This window comes from Streptomyces orinoci (genome assembly GCF_003121295.1).
In the GTDB taxonomy this organism is placed as follows: domain Bacteria; phylum Actinomycetota; class Actinomycetes; order Streptomycetales; family Streptomycetaceae; genus Streptomyces; species Streptomyces orinoci.
Genome location: NZ_PHNC01000033.1, coordinates 1 through 18,129, shown reverse-complemented (window position 1 = coordinate 18,129; position 18,129 = coordinate 1). Strand labels below are relative to the sequence as shown.

13 protein-coding genes and 2 pseudogenes are annotated in these 18,129 nt (G+C 74.2%); 3 read left to right on the top strand and 12 right to left on the bottom strand.

Annotation, left to right across the window (positions count from 1 at the left end; translation table 11 throughout):
* Positions 1-27: 27 nt before the first annotated feature.
* From CV755_RS31095 to rimP, 9 genes are all read right to left on the bottom strand, one after another.
* On the bottom strand, positions 28-993 hold the full coding sequence (locus CV755_RS31095; RefSeq protein ID WP_109283863.1) for a bifunctional riboflavin kinase/FAD synthetase: 966 nt from the start codon (positions 991-993) through the stop codon (positions 28-30).
* A gap of 45 nt (positions 994-1,038) precedes the next feature.
* Positions 1,039-5,469: a serine protease gene (locus CV755_RS34825; protein ID WP_161968773.1), complete on the bottom strand. Its 4,431-nt coding sequence runs from the start codon at positions 5,467-5,469 to the stop codon at positions 1,039-1,041.
* A 306-nt stretch (positions 5,470-5,775) separates the two neighbouring features.
* A complete protein-coding gene (truB, locus tag CV755_RS31085) occupies positions 5,776-6,678 on the bottom strand; it encodes a tRNA pseudouridine(55) synthase TruB (RefSeq protein WP_109283861.1) in 903 nt (300 codons plus the stop codon).
* Positions 6,675-7,127, bottom strand: a complete 453-nt coding sequence (gene rbfA / locus CV755_RS31080; RefSeq protein ID WP_109283859.1) for a 30S ribosome-binding factor RbfA — start codon at positions 7,125-7,127, stop codon at positions 6,675-6,677. The genes truB and rbfA overlap by 4 nt, the downstream gene beginning before the upstream one ends.
* A gap of 22 nt (positions 7,128-7,149) precedes the next feature.
* Positions 7,150-7,446 carry a DUF503 domain-containing protein gene (locus CV755_RS31075; RefSeq protein WP_109283857.1) on the bottom strand — a complete coding sequence of 99 codons (297 nt, stop codon included), beginning with the start codon at positions 7,444-7,446 and terminating at the stop codon, positions 7,150-7,152.
* Between the two features lie 136 nt (positions 7,447-7,582).
* The gene (gene infB / locus CV755_RS31070; RefSeq protein ID WP_109283855.1) at positions 7,583-10,585 is read right to left on the bottom strand and encodes a translation initiation factor IF-2; all 3,003 of its coding nucleotides are present in this window, start codon (positions 10,583-10,585) and stop codon (positions 7,583-7,585) included.
* A 152-nt stretch (positions 10,586-10,737) separates the two neighbouring features.
* Positions 10,738-11,019: a YlxR family protein gene (locus CV755_RS31065; RefSeq protein ID WP_109283854.1), complete on the bottom strand. Its 282-nt coding sequence runs from the start codon at positions 11,017-11,019 to the stop codon at positions 10,738-10,740.
* 176 nt (positions 11,020-11,195) lie between these two features.
* Positions 11,196-12,194 carry a transcription termination factor NusA gene (gene nusA, locus CV755_RS31060; RefSeq protein WP_109283852.1) on the bottom strand — a complete coding sequence of 333 codons (999 nt, stop codon included), beginning with the start codon at positions 12,192-12,194 and terminating at the stop codon, positions 11,196-11,198.
* A 2-nt stretch (positions 12,195-12,196) separates the two neighbouring features.
* Entirely contained in the window at positions 12,197-12,712 is a 516-nt protein-coding gene (gene rimP, locus CV755_RS31055) for a ribosome maturation factor RimP (RefSeq protein WP_109283823.1), read from the bottom strand.
* Between the two features lie 405 nt (positions 12,713-13,117).
* Between rimP and CV755_RS36980 the strand changes: the two genes are divergently transcribed.
* The 3 genes from CV755_RS36980 to CV755_RS31040 are packed head-to-tail and all read left to right on the top strand — an operon-like array spanning position 13,118 to position 14,816.
* Positions 13,118-13,375: a hypothetical protein gene (locus CV755_RS36980; RefSeq protein WP_338323720.1), complete on the top strand. Its 258-nt coding sequence runs from the start codon at positions 13,118-13,120 to the stop codon at positions 13,373-13,375.
* A 14-nt stretch (positions 13,376-13,389) separates the two neighbouring features.
* Complete coding sequence (locus CV755_RS31045; RefSeq protein ID WP_241560875.1) at positions 13,390-13,863, top strand: ferritin-like domain-containing protein; 474 nt, start codon at positions 13,390-13,392, stop codon at positions 13,861-13,863.
* Between the two features lie 29 nt (positions 13,864-13,892).
* Positions 13,893-14,816: an aminoglycoside phosphotransferase family protein gene (locus tag CV755_RS31040; protein ID WP_109283850.1), complete on the top strand. Its 924-nt coding sequence runs from the start codon at positions 13,893-13,895 to the stop codon at positions 14,814-14,816.
* A 102-nt stretch (positions 14,817-14,918) separates the two neighbouring features.
* Here CV755_RS31040 and CV755_RS31035 read toward each other — a convergent pair.
* The 3 genes and pseudogenes from CV755_RS31035 to CV755_RS31025 form a co-directional block, all read right to left on the bottom strand.
* Positions 14,919-16,626 (bottom strand): annotated as a pseudogene (locus tag CV755_RS31035) (proline--tRNA ligase).
* Between the two features lie 315 nt (positions 16,627-16,941).
* A complete protein-coding gene (locus CV755_RS31030) occupies positions 16,942-17,475 on the bottom strand; it encodes a GNAT family N-acetyltransferase (RefSeq protein WP_109283848.1) in 534 nt (177 codons plus the stop codon).
* A gap of 107 nt (positions 17,476-17,582) precedes the next feature.
* Positions 17,583-18,129 (bottom strand): annotated as a pseudogene (locus tag CV755_RS31025) (GNAT family N-acetyltransferase); the annotation flags it as partial.

Here is an 18,129-nt window from a genome sequence, read left to right as displayed (position 1 = left end):
GCCCCCGCTCCGGGGCGCGGCGGGCCGTCAGCGGCCGGCCGGGGCCCCGTCGTGCGCCGCCACCAGGTCGCGGGCCTGGCGGACGTCCTCCGCCATGCGCTCCAGCAGCGCCTCGATGCTCTCGAACTTCTCCATGCCGCGCAGATAGGCCAGGAAGTCCACGGCCGCGTGCAGGCCGTACAGGTCGAGATCGACGCGGTCGATGGCGTACGCCTCCACGGTCCGTTCCCGGGCGTCGAACTGGACATTGGTGCCCACCGAGATGGCGGCCGGCATGGACTCGCCGCTGACCACCAGCCAGCCCGCGTACACCCCGTCGGCCGGGATGGCGGTGTGCGGGAGCGTCTCGATATTGGCGGTGGGGAAGCCCAGTTCGCGTCCGCGCTGGGCTCCGCGCACCACCACGCCCTCCACCCGGTGCGGGTGCCCCAGGACCTCCATGGCGCCCGCCACATCACCCTCGGCGACCAGGCGGCGCACCAGCGTGGAGGAGAACGGCAGACCGCCGCCGGCCTCGCCGGTCAGCTTGAGGTCCACCACCTCGACCTCGTAGTCATAGGTCTCGCCCAGCTCGGCCAGGAAATCGACATTGCCCGCGGCGCGGTGGCCGAAGCGGAAGTTGGGACCCTCCACCACCAGCTTGGCGTGCAGCTTGTCCACCAGCACCTTCACCACGAAGTCGGCGGGCGAGAGCTTGGAGAAGTCGGCGGTGAAGGGCAACACCAGCACCGCGTCCACCCCGAGCCGCTCGATCAGCTCCGCGCGCCGGTGGTGCGGGGCGAGCAGCGGCGGGTGGCTGCCGGGCCGGACGACCTCGCTGGGGTGCGGGTCGAAGGTCACCACGACCGAGGGCACACCGAGCTCATGCGCCCGCTCCACCGCGCGACCGATGATCATTTGGTGCCCGCGGTGCACCCCGTCGTACGAGCCGATGGTGACGACGCTGCGCCCCCAGTCCTGGGGGATGTCCTCCAAGCCACGCCAGCGCTGCACTGTGCCCGCTCCTCGCCCGAACTCTTGTCTGTCGATTTCGCAGGTCTAAGAGTGCCATGCCGGTTGTCGGCGGTCCGCATCGGCCGGGGTCGCCCCGGGCTCCGGGCCGGCCTGCTCGGCACCGTCGGCCGGTTCCGGCACCTGGCACTGCCCGGTCTCCGGGTCGTCGGCGCCCGGCGACAGCCGGATCCGGCTCCTCGGGCCGATGTACCGGGCCCACTGGGCGGGCGCGGACCTCAGCCAGCGCCGCAGCAGGGCGCCGAAGACCGGGACCTCCCGGGCCAGCTGGGCCAGCCGCCGGTCCAGGCACCTGGTGCCCTCGGTGCTGCGGGCCAGCAGTTCGGCGGTGCGCAGCAGCAGGTCCTTGGTACGGGCCTCGCCGCGCCCCGGGGCGCCCTCGGCCACCGCGCGGAGCAGGGCGTCCAGCACCATGACCTGGTCCTGGTCCGGGCTCTGTTGTTCGCGTTCCAGCAGCACCTCCAGCAGCTCCTGGCGCAGCGGCCGGGAGGCGGGGGTGCCGGGGGCGGCGAGCACCGGAGCCAGGGCGCGGCGCACCTGCGCGGGGCAGGTGCGCAGCAGGTCGGCGACGAGCGGGAAGAGCACGGCGCGGGCGCCGGAGCCCTCCTCCAGGCGCCGGTCCACAAAAGCGGCGGCGTGCCCCGCGCCGTCCGGATGGTGCTCCAGGTACTCCCGGACCAGCGCGGAGGCCCGCCGGGCGAGGGCGGGGGTGCTGACCCGGGCAAGGGTGGCCAGGACGGCGGCGGGGCCGTCGCCCACCTCGTGCAGCCGGGCCCGGAAGGCGGCCAGTACCGGCTCGGGGTGACTGGTGAGGGCGGCGGCCAGCGCATCGGGCGGCAGCTGGGGGTCGCCGGCGGCGAAGCGGGCCAGCGCCTGGGGCAGGTGCCTGGCGCGGGTCTCGCGGTCCCGGACCAGCAGGGTGAGCGCGGCGCCATGCAGGGTGTCCTCGCCGGGGCGGGAGAGCAGGGCCCGCGCGGCGTAGCGCAGCAGCTCCCGGTCGGCGTCGGTGCGGGCGTGGGGGGCCGCCTTCAGTCCGTAGGCGGCGGCCGCCACATGCAGTTCCAGCCGCTCCTCGTCATGGGCCCAGCGGTCCACCGCGCGGCACAGGGCGGAGGGCTCGTCCTCGGCGAGGGCGGCCAGCAGTTCATCGGCGCGGGGGTGGGCGGTGCGCACCAGGGCCTCGGTGAGGTCGTCCAGGGCCTGGCCGCGGTGGGTGTGCAGCAGCGCCTGGGCGGCGGCGGCAACGGTGGGGGGCGGCAGGTCCGGGTCCTGCCCGGGGTCCTGCTCCGGGCCGGTGAGCAGCGGACGTTCATCGCCGAACCAGCGGCACAGCAGGGGCTGGACGGTGCCGGGGTCCTCGGTGAGCAGGGTGGCGACGGTGGGCAGGAAGCGGTCGCCCGGGGCGGCGGTGGCACCACGCGGCGGGGCGTCGGCGGGCACCAGGCGGCGCAGCAGGTCCAGGCGGTCGGCCGGCCCTAGGCGCAGCCGCAGCCAGAAGGAGGGGCCGAAGAGGGTGAGCCCGCCGAGGGTGGCCACGGCGCCGCTGTCGAAGCCGCCCACCAGGCGGGAGCAGGCGGTGAGCCGCTCGGCGAGCAGCCGCAGCACGCGCCGGTAGGGGGTGGCGTCGGGGAGGCGGAGCAGCGTCTCGGCGAGCAGGCGGGCGGCCCACCAGGCGGGGTCGGGGAGGTGGCCGGGGGCGCCGTCGCCGGCAGTGGAGGTGTCCTGTTCGGAGTGGGGGTCGTCGGGGTGAGGGTCCCTGAGGTGGGGGTCTCCGAAGTTGGGGGCGGCGGTGGTGGTGCCCTCGGTTGGGGCTTCCTCGGGGCGGCCCTTGGGGCGGGCGTGTTCGGTGGTGCGGGCGTCCTGGGTGTTGCGGACGTCCTCGGCGCTGCGGGCTTCCCCGGCCCGGGCGTCATCGGCCGTGCGGGCATCCTTGGGCCGGGCACCCTTGGTGCGAGTACGCCTGGTGCTGCGGGCGCCGCTGGCGCTGCGGGCACCCTCGGCGGTGCCGGAATCCGCTTCTGCGGGGCCGCCCTCGCCCCCCATGGGGCCGCCGTCCGCGCCCATGGGGCCGTCACCCCCGCACTCCATGGGGCGGCCGTCCACTCTCATGGGGCCGCCCTCACCGGTGGGCGCGTCCGCGCCGTTACGGGCTGCCTCGCCCCTGCCGGCCGTACCGCCCGCACCGGCCGCACCCGCCACACGGGACGCGCCGGTACCGGTCATGCCGACCGCACTCACCGCCCCGGCCGCACCGCTACCGGTCATACCTGTCACGCCGGCCGTACCCGCTGCCCCGGCCGTGCCCGCCTGGGGCACCAGGATCTCCACCGCGTGCACCAGGGCGGCCAGGCGGCGGGAGAGCTGGTCGGGGCCGGAGCGCCGGGCCAGCATGATCAGTGCTTGCAGCACGGGGCCGATGCGGTGACGGGGCACCGGCAGCGGGCGGGGCGCCGGGGCCGGCTCGGGATCCGTACGGCGGCCCCGGCGGCGGCCGGCCCGCATGGGGCGGGAGCCGGGCGGGGGCGGCACATGGCCGTCGGGGGCGGGCGCGGAGCCGCCGCGCCGGGAGGGCAGCCTGAGCAGTGCCTCGGCGGGCGGGCCGTCGGGTTCGTGCCAGCGGTGCACCAGAGCGTGCAGGGCGGCGTCCAGGTCGAGGTGGGTGCCGTGCAGCCAGTCGGCGAACTCCTCGTGGGCGAAGCGGTAACCGGCCCCGGCCGGGACCAGCAGGCCCTCGGTGAGCACCGCGGAGGCCCAGCCGGTGCGCCAGGGGAAGAGTTCCTCGAAGGCCTCCCGTTCCAGCTCGCCCTGGCCCGGCCCCAGGCAGCGGCGGGCCGCCTCATGCACCTGCCCGGCCACCCGGGCCGCCAGCCGCCGGACCGCGGTGCCGCGCAGCGGCGGGCGGCGCGCGGCGGCCAGCCGCACCGCGATGCGCAGGCAGGCCAGGTCCAGGTAGGCGGAGAAGACGTCCCACCGGTCCGGCACGGCGCGCATGGGGCCCGTGATGGCCCCGGCGGGCAGCGCGGCGCGTACCTCGGCCAGCAGCCGCAGGGCCAGCGGGTGGCAGGCGTCCGCCGGGTCGATGGCCCCGTCGGGGATGGCATGGCCGCTGCGCGCCAGGGCGGCCTGGTCGGGGGTGAGGTCGCCGAGCCGGACGCAGGGGGGCATGGCGGGCCCCACCGGTTCCCGCTCCGCGGCGGCGCGGAGCGTGGCGCGCGGGGCGTGCAGCAGGCCGGCCGGGAAGAGCCGTCCGGCGCTCTCCCAGTGCTCGGGGCGGCAGGCGATGACCAGCCGGGCGGAGGTCTGCTCCAGCCACCGGGCGGTGGCCTCGGTCCAGGCGGGCAGGGCATGGGCCAGCACCGGCGGCATCTCCTCCGGCCCGTCCAGCAGCACCAGCAGCGGCCGCCCCACGCCATGGGCCAGTTCGGCGACGGCTTCCGGGGTGGCGCAGCAGGCGTCGCCCACCGTGCCGGTGGCCCCCGCGGAGGCGGTGACGATACGGCCGGCCGACTTCAGCGCCCGGGCCACTGCGTCGCGCAGGCTCCGGTCGTCGGCCCTGAGGTCGGCGCCGCGCAGCCAGAGGGTGGGCGCGGGCTCGGCCCCACGCGCCCGCCGTGCGGCCAGCGCCCCCAGCTCGGTGGTGCGCCCCGTGCCCGGCTCCCCCACCAGGCCCAGCACCCGGGCGGTGCCGCGCTGCCCGGCGTCCAGGAAGTGGCCGAACTCCCGCTCGATCTCCGGGCGCCGGACCGGGTCCTGCCAGGCGCGGGGGGTGGCCACGGAGCCCAGCGAGGTGGCGGTGAGCTCCAGCGCGCCGGCCAGGTTGAGGTCGGGGCCATAGGCGGGCACGGCGGCGGCGTTGCGCTCCAGCAGCTCGGCCAGCGCCCCGCCCGGCCGGGCGGCGGCGGTGGCCCGCAGCGGGATGGCGAATCCGGCCGCCTCATGGTCGGCCTGAAGCGCGGTACCGAGGACGGCGAGCACCGCTCCGGTCCGCGCGTCCAGCACCGGGCCGCCGGTGGCCTCGTCCCCCAGCCGCAGCGTGGTGCGCTCGCCGATGGACAGCTCCAGCGCGGCGCCCAGCAGATGGAAGCGGTCGGTGGCGGTGTAGGTGACCAGGGCGTCCCCGACCACCTCCGCCCGGTGCCAGCGGCCGGCCTTCAGCCGTACCCGGGTGCCGCCGTCCACCCGTGGGGCCGCCGCGACCGGCAGGGGCGGCATGGCCAGCCCCTCCGCGCGCACCAGGGCCAGGTCGCACTCCGGCAGGGGGGTGATGGCGTCCGCGCCGACCACCACGGTGCGGTCGCCCGGTGCGTGCAGCACCAGGCAGGCCAGGCCGTCCACGGCCTCATGGCTGGTGATCAGGGTGGACCGGTCGTCCACCGGGAAGCCGGTGCCACGCGGCCTGCCGGCGAGATCTCTGATGCGCACCAAGGACTCGTTGGCATCGGTCCGCCGACCGCTCATCCGCCGAACCTCCCCGCAGTGGCGTACGTCCGCCTACGCAGTAATGGCGACCGTCACACGCCCGTACGTCCAACGACGGTAGGCAGCGGATGATCGGCGGGACAGATCTCGAGCCGAACGCGCCCCCTTCCACCCCCTTGGTTCACTCCGAGCGCCTGCCCGTTGGGGTGAATCCCGCGTATCAGATGGATAGAGAGCGAGGGAGGGGGATCGTCGGGCGGGGAACGCGGTTCGCGGTCCCCGCCCGACGGTGTTCACAGGCTGGTCAGGGCCTGGGTTCACGGCCTGGTGCCCGGCCCCGTCGGCTCAGCCGAAGACGGCGAGGCTCTTGGCCCGTCCGCCCTGGTTCTCGATCAGGGCGAGGAAGGCGCCGTCCGGCCCGAAGGCGGCGATCGGCCCGGTGGTGTCGAACAGCGGCACCCGGATCCGTACGCCGTTGCCCAGCAGGCGGGCCTGCTCGGCGGTGACGTCCCAGCGCTGGAAGGCGGCGGCCGCCGCCTCGGCGACGGGCATCACGGTCAGCTCCTCCTGGAGCTGGTCCAGGGTGCGCGCGTCACCGATCCGGTACGGCCCGACCCGGGTCCGGCGCAGCGCGGTGAGGTGGCCCCCCACGCCGGTGTCCGCGCCCAGGTCGCGGGCCAGCGCCCGGACATAGGTGCCGGAGGAGCAGACCACCGAGACCAGCAGGTCCTGCACCGCCGTGCCGTCCTCGGCCTCGGCGGGGTGCACCGCGTGCACGGCGAAGGAGGACACCGTCACCGGGCGCGCCGGGATCTCGAAGTCCTCCCCCTCACGCGCCCGCTTGTACGAGCGCTTGCCGTCTATCTTGATCGCGCTGACCTTGGAGGGGACCTGCATGATGGCCCCGGTCAGCTTGGCCACCCCGGCGTCGATGGCCTCCCGGGTGACCCCGGAGGCATCGGCGGACGAGGTGATCTCACCCTCCGCGTCGTCGGTCACCGTGTTCTGGCCGAGCCGGATGGTGGCCACATACTCCTTCTCGGTCAGCGCCAGGTGACCGAGAAGCTTGGTGGCCCGCTCCACGCCGAGCACCAGCACGCCGGTGGCCATCGGGTCGAGCGTGCCCGCGTGGCCCACCCGGCGGGTGCGGGCGATGCCGCGCATCTTGGCGACGACGTCATGGGAGGTGAAGCCGGCCGGCTTGTCGACGATGACCAGGCCGTCCGGCACGGTGGGCTTGCGGTTCATTCGGCGGCCGCGTCCCCGTCCTCGGCCTCGCCCGGCTTGCGGTACGGGTCCGCCTCGCCGGCGTACTGGGCGCCGGAGGAGGACTCGCGCACCTTGGCGTCCGAGCTGCGGGCCCGGTCGAGCAGGTCCTCGATGGTCCGGGCGGTCTCCGGCAGGGCGTCGGCCACAAAGGTCAGGGTGGGGGTGAACTTGATGCCCGCCGCCTTGCCCACCGCCGAGCGCAGCATGCCCTTGGCGCTCTCCAGGCCGGCGGCCGCGGCCGCCCGCTCCTCGTCGTCGCCGTAGACCGTGTAGAAGACCGTCGCCTCTCGCAGGTCGCCGGTGACCCGGGTGTCGGTGATGGTCACATGCGAACCGAGCCGCGGGTCCTTGATGCCGCGCTGGAGCTTCTGGGCCACCACCTCCCGGATGAGGTCCGCCAGCTTCTTCGCCCGCGCATTGTCGGCCACTGGTCCGTCTCCTTCTTGATGTTCAGTCGTCGTGCTCGCCGTGGAACCGCCGCCGCGCGGACAGCAGCTCCACTTCAGGACGTGCGGCGACGAAGCGCTCGCAGCGGTCCAGTAGGTCGGTGAGGTGCCCCATGTCGCCGGAGACCGCCGCCAGGCCGATGCGGGCCCTGCGGTAGAGATCCTGTTCGCCGGTCTCCGCCACGCTCACCGCGTATTTGCGGTGCAGCTCGGCGACGATCGGGCGGACGACGGAGCGCTTCTCCTTCAGCGACCGTACGTCGCCGAGGAGGAGGTCGAAGGACAGCGTCCCTACGTACATGCAGTGCGGGTTCATGCCACCCGTGGGGCCTTGGGGATCCGTGATTCGTACGGCTCATTCGAAACCGTACACGCAACGGCCGGGGCCGATCGACGGATATTCCTACCCGCCGACCGGCCCCGTAGAGGTGGTGCGATCAGCCGCGCGGCTTCTCGCGCATCTCGTACGTCGCGATGACGTCGTCGACCTTGATGTCGTTGAAGTTGCCGAGGTTGATACCGCCCTCGTAACCCTCGCGAATCTCGGTGACGTCGTCCTTGAAGCGCCGCAGACCCTCGATGGTGAGGTTCTCCGCCACGACCTTGCCGTCGCGGATGAGGCGCGCCTTGGTGTTCCGCTTGACCTCGCCGGAGCGGATGAGAACACCCGCGATGTTGCCCAGCTTGGACGAGCGGAAGACCTCGCGGATCTCCGCCGTACCGAGCTCGACCTCTTCGTACTCCGGCTTCAGCATGCCCTTCAGGGCCGCCTCGATCTCCTCGATCGCCTGGTAGATGACCGAGTAGTACCGGACGTCCACGCCCTCGCGCTCGGCCAGCTGGGTGGCACGGCCCTCGGCGCGGACATTGAAGCCGATGACGATCGCGTCGGAGCCGGACGCCAGCGAGATGTCGGACTCGGTGACCGCACCCACGCCGCGGTGCAGCACGCGGATGTCGACCTCCTCGCCCACATCGAGCTGGAGCAGCGAGGACTCCAGAGCCTCGACCGAGCCGGACGCGTCGCCCTTGATGATGAGGTTGAGCTGCTGGATCTCGCCGGCCTTGAGCACCTTGTCCAGGTCCTCCAGGGACACCCGGCGGGTGCGCTTGGCGAAGGCCGCGTTGCGCTCGCGCGCCGCACGCTTCTCGGCGATCTGCCGGGCCGTGCGGTCCTCGTCCACGACGAGGAAGTTGTCGCCGGCGCCCGGGACATTGGTCAGACCAAGGACGAGGACCGGGGTCGAGGGACCCGCCTCCTCCACGTTCTGGCCCTTGTCGTCGAGCATGGCGCGCACCCGGCCGTAGGCGTCGCCCACCACCATGGTGTCGCCGACGCGGAGGGTACCGCGCTGGACCAGGACGGTCGCCACGGCGCCGCGGCCGCGGTCGAGGTGGGCCTCGATCGCGATGCCCTGCGCGTCCTGCTCCGCGTTGGCGCGCAGGTCGAGCGCGGCGTCGGCGGTCAGGACCACGGCCTCGAGCAGCTTGTCGATGTTCAGACCCTGCTTGGCGGAGATGTCGACGAACATGGTGTCGCCGCCGTACTCCTCGGCCACCAGGCCGAACTCGGTGAGCTGACCGCGCACCTTGGTCGGGTCGGCGCCCTCGACGTCGATCTTGTTGACCGCCACCACGATCGGCACGTCGGCCGCCTTGGCGTGGTTGAGGGCCTCGATCGTCTGCGGCATCACACCGTCGTTGGCCGCCACCACGAGGATCGCGATGTCGGTCGACTTGGCACCACGGGCACGCATGGCGGTGAACGCCTCGTGACCGGGGGTGTCGATGAAGGTGATGCGCCGCTCTTCGTCGTTGACCTCGGTCGCGACCTGGTAGGCACCGATGTGCTGGGTGATGCCGCCGGCCTCGCCCGCGACCACATTGGTCTTGCGGATCGCGTCCAGCAGGCGGGTCTTGCCGTGGTCGACGTGACCCATGACGGTGACCACCGGCGGACGCGCGACGAGCATCTCCTCGCCGCCCTCGTTCTCACCGAACTCGATGTCGAAGGACTCGAGCAGCTCGCGGTCCTCCTCCTCGGGGCTGACGATCTGAACGGTGTAGTTCATCTCGTCGCCGAGGAGCTGCAGCGTCTCGTCGGAGACGGACTGCGTGGCGGTGACCATCTCGCCCAGGTTCATCATCACGGCGACCAGCGACGCCGGGTTGGCGCCGATCTTCTCCGCGAAGTCGGTGAGCGAGGCACCACGGGAGAGCCGGATGGTCTCGCCGTTGCCGCGCGGCAGCATCACGCCGCCGACCGACGGGGCCTGCATGGCCTCGTACTCCTGACGGCGCTGGCGCTTGGACTTGCGGCCACGCCGCGCCGGACCGCCGGGACGGCCGAAGGCACCCTGCGTGCCGCCACGGGCACCGGGGCCGCCGGGACGCCCGCCGAAGCCGGGACGGCCGCCGCCGAAGCCGCCACCGCCACCGCCGGGGCCACCGCCACCGGGACGGCCGGCGAAACCGCCGCCGCCACCCGGACGGCCGCCGCCGCCCGGACCGGCCGGACGGCCGGCGAAGCCGGGACGGCCGGCACCGCCGGGACGGCCCGCACCGCCGGGACCGCGGCCACCGCCGCCGGGGCCCGGACGCGGGCCGGCGGCCGGACGCTGCGGCATCATGCCGGGGTTGGGACGGTTACCCGCCGGGGCGCCGGGACGCGGCGCGCCACCGGGAGCCTGCGGACGGGGCATGCCGCCCGGGGTCGGACGCGGGGCACCACCCTGCGGGCGCGGGGCACCACCCGGGCCGCCCTGCGGACGCGGGGCGCCGGGAACGGCCTGGCCACCGCCGGGACGCGGCCCCTGCGGGCGCGGAGCCTGCGGACGGGCCATGCCGGTGGAACCACCGGAGGTGAAGGGGTTGTTGCCCGGACGGGGACCGGCCGGACGGGCACCCGGACGCGGCGCCTGGCCGCCGCCGGGACGCGGCGCACGCTGGCCGCCGCCCTGCTGGCCGGCCTGGCCGGGACGGGCGCCGGGACGCGGACCGGGGGCACCCGGACGCGGACCGGAGGGAGCGGCGGGCTGCGCCGGGGGCGCGGAGAACTCCGCCGCGGGCACCGGCTTGGCCGGGGCGGCCGGGGCGGGCTTGGGGCCCGGACGCGGGCCGGGCGTGGGCGCGGCACCGGCGGGCTTGGGGGTGGGGGCCGCGGCCGGCTTGGGTGCCGGGGCAGCGGGACGGGGCGCACCCGCGGTGGGGGCACCCGGCTTCGCGGACGGGGCCTTGCGCGGCGCCGCCGGCTTGGCAGCGGACTTACCGGCGTTGCCACCGGGTCCCTGCAGCGCGTCAGTCAACTTACGGACGACCGGCGCCTCGATCGTGGAGGACGCCGAACGGACGAATTCACCAAGTTCTTGGAGCTTGGCCATGACGACCTTGCTCTCTACTCCGAACTCCTTGGCGAGTTCGTATACCCGGACCTTAGCCACTTCGCTCCTTCTAGGTCCGGGTTGTCAACCGGACCGTCGCTACTTCATGGGCGTACTCATCGCGTACTCATCGAGTGCTCATCGCAATCTCGACCTACTTCCAACTCGCGAGGTACCTGACATGGACCATCCCCGCATGACGCGGGGCCGAACTAGTGCCGCTCACCGTGTTCGACGTATCGACGCAGTTGAGCGGTATCGAACGGTCCCGGGCTTTTGAAGGCCCGGGGGAACGCCCGGCGGCGCACCGCCAGTTCCAGACAAACCGGTGTGGGATGCACGGAGGCACCCCGGCCGGGCAGCGTACCGCGAGGATCGGGGACGCAGGCGCCCTCGATCACCACGATCCGCAAGAGATCGCCCTTGGCCGCTCGCTCCCGGCACCCCACACAGGTGCGTTCAGGGCATACGCGGGCATGCGTCCGGCCAGACACTGCTTAAGTCTACCTCCCCGTGCCAACCTCACCCCTTCGGGGCACTGATCGGCTACGCATCCGTTATGACCATGGTCTCCGGACCGGCGCCGCCTGTCACGCGGCTTTTCGGAACATCGCCAAACCGCTTCCATGCGCTCCGGCTCGCTTCCACGCGCCCCCGGCGCTCCGGCCGGCTAGGACTGGGCGGCCGGCTCGGCCTGCTCGGTGTCCGGGCGGATGTCGATCCGCCAGCCCGTCAGCCGGGCGGCGAGCCGGGCGTTCTGGCCCTCCTTGCCGATGGCCAGCGAGAGCTGGTAGTCGGGAACCGTCACCCGGGCGGAGCGCTGGGCGAGATCGACGATCTCCACCTTGCTCACCCGCGCGGGGGACAGTGCGTGGGCCACCAGCTCGGCCGGGTCGTCCGACCAGTCGACGATGTCGATTTTCTCGCCGTTGAGCTCGGCCATCACGCTGCGCACCCGGCCGCCCATGGGGCCGATGCAGGCGCCCTTGGCGTTGAGCCCGGAGCGGTTGGACCGTACGGCGATCTTGGTGCGGTGACCGGCCTCACGGGCGATGGCGGCGATCTCCACCGAGCCGTCCGCGATCTCCGGGACCTCCAGGGCGAAGAGCTTCTTCACCAGGTTGGGGTGGGTGCGCGAGAGCGTGACCGAGGGGCCGCGGACGCCCTTGGCCACCCGCACCACATAGGTACGCAGGCGCAGGCCGTGCTTGTACTCCTCGCCGGGAACCTGCTCCTGCACCGGCAGGATGGCCTCCAGCTTGCCGATGTCCACCAGGACGTTCTTGGGGTCCTTGCCCTGCTGGACCACGCCGGCGACCACATCGCCCTCCCGGCCGGCGAACTCACCGAAAGTGATCTCGTCCTCGGCGTCCCGCAGACGCTGGAGGATGACCTGCTTGGCGGTGGTGGCGGCGATCCGGCCGAAGCCGGAGGGGGTGTCGTCGAACTCGCGCGGCTCCTCGCCCTCGGCGAGGTCCTGCGGGTCCTCCTTGGCCCAGACCGTCACATGGCCGGTGGAGCGGTCCAGCTCCACCCGGGCCCGGCGGCGGCTTCCCTCGGTGCGGTGGTAGGCGATGAGGAGGGCCGACTCGATCGCCTCGACCAGCAGGTCGAAGGAGATCTCCTTCTCTCGCACCAGACCCCGCAGGGCACTCATGTCGATGTCCACGGCTACGCCTCCTCTTGGCTCTCGTCGGCGGCCTTCTCGGCGGCCTTGCGGTTGAACTCGATCTCCACCCGGGCCTTGGCGATCTCGTCGAAGGCCAGTCGGCGGGTGGTGGGCTTGCGCCCCTTGACACCGGGAACCTCGAGGTCGAGCCCCTCCTCGTCCACGGCGGTGATCCGCGCCAGCAGCTCGCCGCCCTCGGCGAGCTGGGCCTTGATCAGCCGGCCGGTGGCCCGGACATAGTGACGGTGCCTGGTCAGCGGGCGGTCGGCGCCGGGGGAGGTGACCTCCAGGACGTACGGGGCGCCGCCCATCACATCGGTGTCGTCCAGCCGCTGGGAGACCTCGCGGCTCAGCTCCGCGCACTCGTCGAGCGACACGCCCTGGTCGCCGTCCACCACGACACGCAGCACCCGGCGCTTGCCGGCCGGTGTCACTTCGACCTCTTCCAGATCCAGCTCCCGCGCGCTGACGAGAGGGGCAAGCAGCTCGCGCAGCCGCTCGCTCTGGGTGGTGCTCATCCGGGTGACTCCTCGGCCGCGTGTGCTGTTGTGGGAAAGTCGCGTGTCAGGTCAAAGCCTATCTGTTCCGGCACCCGGCTGACGATTCGGTTCCCGGTGCCCGGGCGCCGGTACCCTCGCAGGCGGCGATCATGGACCTACGGAAAGAGGATCGTGCCGCTCACCATGACGACGCGGGGCGCCGACGGCCCGCGCAGACGCAGGGTACTGGCGGGGGGGSGSGGSGGCCCYCCYGCYCYCCGGCKGCYCCSGCCCCSCGCGCCGGGRGGCCGVCGGGCGCGCRCCMCCSMGVGCACGCYGCGCGCCCMGGCCGCGGACCGCTCCGCCGAGCTGCTGCGACGGTACGACGCCACGCTGGCCGCCCACCCCGCGCTGGGCCCCAGGCTGCGCCCGCTGCGCGAGCAGGTGGCCCGGCATGTCCAGGCCCTGGGCCCCCCGCGCGCCACGCCCCAGGCCGCCTCGCCCCATGCCACCGCGCCCTCCGCCTCCCCCACGCCACCCGGGGACGAGAAGGCGGCGCTGGGAGCCCTGGCGGAGGCCGAGCGGCGCACCACCGAGGCGCACACCGCGGCCCTGGCCGCCGCGCCCGGCGAACTGGCCCGGCTGCTGGCCTCCATCGCGGCGGCGGGCGCCGCGCACACCTATCTGCTGGGGGCGGACTGATGGATCAGGCGGCCATGGACCAGGCGAATACGGACCAGGCGGCTCTGGAGGCGGCCCAGGCGGCACTGTCCGGCGAGCACGCCGCCGTCTACGGCTACGGGGTGGCCGGCGGCCACCTGGAGGGAGCGCGCGCCGCGCAGGCACAGGAGGCGTACCAGGCGCACCGCTCCCGCCGGGACGCGCTGGAGCGCACCGTGCGGGAGCTGGGCGGCCGCCCCATGGCCGCCGCGGCCGGCTACCGGCTGCCGTTCCCGGTCACCGACGCGGACTCGGCGGTGCGCCTGGCGGCGGAGCTGGAGAACCGGCTGGCGGGCGTCTACGCCGACCTGGTGCGTGCCGCGAGCGGCGCGCTGCGCGGGGAGGCGGCGGCCGCGCTGCGCGAGGCGGCGGTGCGGTCGGTGCGCTGGCAGGGCGACGGCGTAGCCTTCCCGGGGCTCGCCGAGCGGGCCGCGTCCGCCGCGCCGAGCAGTCCGGCGGCGCGGTCCTGACCGGCAACGACGAAAGGGACAGCGCACGGATGGCCAGTGGGAACGACCGCCTAGAACCACCGGAGCGGCTCCTGCGCGCCCTGGCCGCGGACGAGGAGGCCCGGCAGTGGCTGGCCACCGTGCCGACGACCTGTCAGGAGTACCTGGCCCGCTGGGAGCTGACACCCGAACGGGTGCAACGGCCCGGCGGGCGGCGCGGCATGGTGGTGCTGGTGCGGCAGGCGGACGGCACCCCGGCCGCGCTGAAGCTCACGCCCCCGGGGCGCACGGCGGAGCTTGAGTACGCGGCGCTGGCGCACTGGCACGGGGCCAGCGCGNKGCGGGTGCTGCGCGCCGCTCCGGRGGCGGGCGCGCTGCTGCTGGAGCGGCTGCACGGGGAGGTCAACCTGCGCTCGCTGCCGGAGGCGAAGGCCGTACTGGAGGCCTCGGCGACGCTTCAGCGGCTCTGGGTTCGCCCTCCCGCGGGGCACTCCTTCCCGTCCGTGGCCGAGCACACCGCCGCCCTGGCCGGCAACCTGCGCCGGTGGCGCGCGGAGCCCTGGGCGGCGGACGCCCGGGCGCTGATCGACGAGGCGCTCGAGCTGCGCGAGGCGCTGGCCGGCGGGGCGGACGAGGAGCCGTACCTGCTGCACGGCGACTATCACCAGGGCAAGGTGCTGGCCGGGGACCGCGCCCCATGGCTGGCGGTGGGGCCGCGACCGCTGGTGGGCGAGCGGGCGTACGACCTGGCCTGGCCGGCCCGGGACCGGCTGGACACCCTGCTGGCCGCCCCGGGCGCGGCGGCCGCCGGGCGGCGGCGGGTGACCAAGCTGGCGGACTCGCTGGAGGTGGACCGGGAGCGGCTGCGCGGCTGGGCGGTCTTCCGGGCGGCCGAGGCGGGCCTGGGGGAGATCGCGCTCGGCGCCCGCCCGGCAGGCGAACTCCTGCTGGAATTCGCCCAGTCGCTCAGCTGACCGAATCGCCCTGCCGGCCCGGGCACCCGGCCGACCGAATCGCCCTGCCGACCGGGTCAACCAGCCGACCGGACAACCCCGCCGACCGGGTCGCCCGTCTGATCAGCCCTCTTGGCCGACCAGCCGTGCCACGGCCGCCACCGCCGCCTGGATCGTGAGTTCCTCCCGCTCCCCCGTGCGGCGGTCCTTCAGCTCCACCACGCCCTCCCCGGCGCGGCGGCCGACCACCAGCACGGTGGGCACACCGATCAGCTCCGCGTCGGTGAACTTCACCCGGGGGACACTCCGGCGCGGTCGTCCACCAGCACCCTGGCCCCGGCCCGGGCCAGGTCTCCGGCCACCCGGAGGGCGAGCTCGGTCTGCTGCGTCTTGCCCGCCGCGACCACATGGACGTCGGCGGGGGCGACCTCACGGGGCCAGCACAGGCCGGCCTCGTCATGGGTCTGCTCCGCCAGTGCCGCCACCGCGCGGGACACGCCGATGCCGTAGGAGCCCATGGTGACCCGGACCGGCTTGCCCTGGGACCCCAGCACATCGAAGCCGAAGACGTCGGCGTACTTGCGGCCCAGCTGGAAGATGTGGCCGATCTCAATGGCCCGGCCGATGCGCAGTCCGGCACCGCACCGGGGGCAGGGGTCGCCCGGCTCGACAACCACCACGTCGAGGTAGCGGTCCACGGTGAAGTCGCGGCCGCAGACCACATTTCGGGCGTGTGTGCCGGGCTTGTTGGCGCCGGTGATCCAGGCGGTGCCCGGGGCGACACGGGGGTCGGCGAGGTAGGGCAGCCCCAGGCCCTGCGGGCCCACATAGCCGCGGACCAGCTCGGGGTGGCCGGCGAAGTCCTCGGCGGTCACCAGCTCCACCACGGCGGGCGCCAGGTGCTCCGCCAGCTTGCCCAGGTCCMCCTCGCGGTCGCCCGGCACACCGACCGCCGTTATCTTGCCGTCCACCTTGACCAGGAGGTTCTTCAAGGTGGCGGAGGCGGGCACGGCCAGGTGCCGGGCCAGCGTCTCGATGGTGGGGGTGTCGGGGGTGTCCAGCTCTTCGACGGGGCCGTGCGCCGCCGGTGCCGGGGCTCCACCACGGTGGTGACCGCCTCGGTGTTGGCTGCGTAGTCGCACGCCGGGCATTCCACGAAGGTGTCCTCGCCGGCCGCTGCCGGAGCCAGGAACTCCTCGGAGGCGGAGCCGCCCATGGCGCCGGAGACGGCGGAGACGATGCGGTAATCCAGGCCGATGCGCTCGAAGATGCGGCGGTAGGCCGCGCGGTGCAGCCGGTAGGACTCCGCCAGGCCCTCGTCGGTGGTGTCGAAGGAGTAGGAGTCCTTCATCTGGAACTCGCGGCCGCGCAGCACCCCGGAGCGGGGCCGGGCCYCGTCCCGGTACTTGGTCTGGATCTGGTAGACGATGACCGGCAGGTCCTTGTAGGACGTGCACTGGTCCTTGACCGTGAGGGTGAAGATCTCCTCATGCGTGGGGCCCAGCAGGTACTCGGCACCCTTGCGGTCCTTCAGGCGGAACAGCAGGTCGCCGTACTCCTCCCAGCGCCCGCTCCGCTGGTAGGGCTCCTTGGGCAGCAGGGCGGGCAGCAGCACCTCCTGGCCGCCGATGGCGTCCATCTCCTCGCGCACCACGCAGGCCACGTTTTCCAGCACCCGCTTGCCGAGCGGCAGCCAGGTCCACACTCCGGCGGAGGAGCGGCGAACGTAGCCGGCCCGGACCAGCAGCCGGTGGCTGGCGGTCTCGGCGTCGGCCGGGTCGTCGCGCAGTGTCTTGAGCAACATCGCGGACATGCGCTGGACTTGGGGCATGGGGCGGTCTCCCTCTGGTGCGATTGCGGTGCGTGCGGTGCGCCTGCGGCGGGTCTGCGGTGCGCCTGCGGTCCGTCCGCGGTGCGTCCGCGGTGCCAGGAGGGTAACGGCGGCCCCATGCGGCCGCGCACCGGTTTTGTCTCCCGGCCGGCTGCGCCGTGCGCAGGCCAGCGCGACGGCTCCTGGACCGCTCCGTGCTCCGTGGCGGTGCGGTCCGGCGCCCTTCGGGTACGGGTCCTTGGTGGCCGGCCGCGCCGCGCGGCGGAGCCGCATGGGGCCGCGGCCCCACGCCCCATGGGGCGCCGGACCAGCCTGTTATCCGTGCAGCGGCAGGGTGGCGCCCATGACCACATAGGGGCTGGCCGCGCTGGGGAAGACCACCTGCCGGGCCAGGTCCCGGTAGCCCAGCTTCCGGTAGAGCGCCCSGGCGGGGCTCTCGGTGTCGATGGCGGAGAGGATGGAGCGGGGCTCGCTGGCCCCCGCCGTCAGGCCGGTGAGCAGGGCGCGGCCGATGTGCCGGTTCTGAAAGGCCGGGTGGACATGCAGCTCGGTGATGACGAAGGACTCGTCCAGCCAGCCCTCGGTGCCGGTGGCCCGCAGATATGGCTCGACCACGGTGGACCACCACTGGGTGCGGTCATTGGGCATGCCGTAGACGAAGCCGACCAGCCGCCCGCTCGGCGTGGTGGCGCCCAGGGCGCGCGCCCCGGGGTTGGTGAGGTGCCGCAGCACGATGTGCCGCCGTACGCCGACCTCCTCCGCGGAGAGCCCGAAGGCGAGCGCCTGCACGGCAAGCGCGTCGTCCACCCGAGCCGCCAGGTCGAGCGGTCCGACCACGATGTCATCCATGCCGGGAGGCTACCCGCCGTACGCGGCCCCGTGGGCCGTGGCGCCGGACCGGTCCGCCCCGCCCCGCGGCGCGGGGCGCGCCCGGCACGGCGGCCCGCATGAGGCCCTCAGAACAGCACGCTCATAAAGGCGCCGGTCTCCTGGAAGCCGACCCGTCGATAGGCGGCGCGGGCGGCGGTGTTGTAGTCGTTGACATAGAGGCTGACCACAGGGGCCACCTCGCGCAGGGCGTAGCGCAGTACGGCCGCCATGCCGGTGACGGACAGCCCGCGGCCCGGTGGCCCGGGSCGASCCAGACGCCCTGGATCTGGCAGGCCCGGTCGGTGGCGGCACCGATCTCCGCCTTGAAGACCACCTGGCCGTCCTCGACCCGGGCGAAGGACCGCCCGGCGCCCACGAGCTCGGCGACCCGCGCCTGGTACAGCAGCCCGCCGTCGCCGGCCAGCGGGGAGACCCCCACCTCCTCGGTGAACATGGCCACACAGGCCGGAAGGATCAGGTCCATCTCGTCCTTGCGGACGCGCCGCACCAGCGGGTCGGGCACGATGCCCGGCGGCATGGCGCGGTGACCATCAGCGGCTGGTGCGCACGGACCTCCCGGGCGGGGCCCCAGTGCGGCTCCAGCAGCGCCCAGAGCGCGGCGGTGGACTCGGC

Bases quoted from the DNA above. Each gene is read 5' to 3' on its own strand.
- CV755_RS34825 (WP_161968773.1), bottom strand. From the start codon at position 5,469: ATGAGCGGTCGGCGGACCGATGCCAACGAGTCCTTGGTGCGCATCAGA.
- truB (WP_109283861.1), bottom strand. From the start codon at position 6,678: ATGAACCGCAAGCCCACCGTGCCGGACGGCCTGGTCATCGTCGACAAG.
- CV755_RS31075 (WP_109283857.1), bottom strand. From the start codon at position 7,446: ATGTACGTAGGGACGCTGTCCTTCGACCTCCTCCTCGGCGACGTACGG.
- rimP (WP_109283823.1), bottom strand. From the start codon at position 12,712: ATGAGCACCACCCAGAGCGAGCGGCTGCGCGAGCTGCTTGCCCCTCTC.
- CV755_RS31045 (WP_241560875.1), top strand. From the start codon at position 13,390: ATGGACCAGGCGAATACGGACCAGGCGGCTCTGGAGGCGGCCCAGGCG.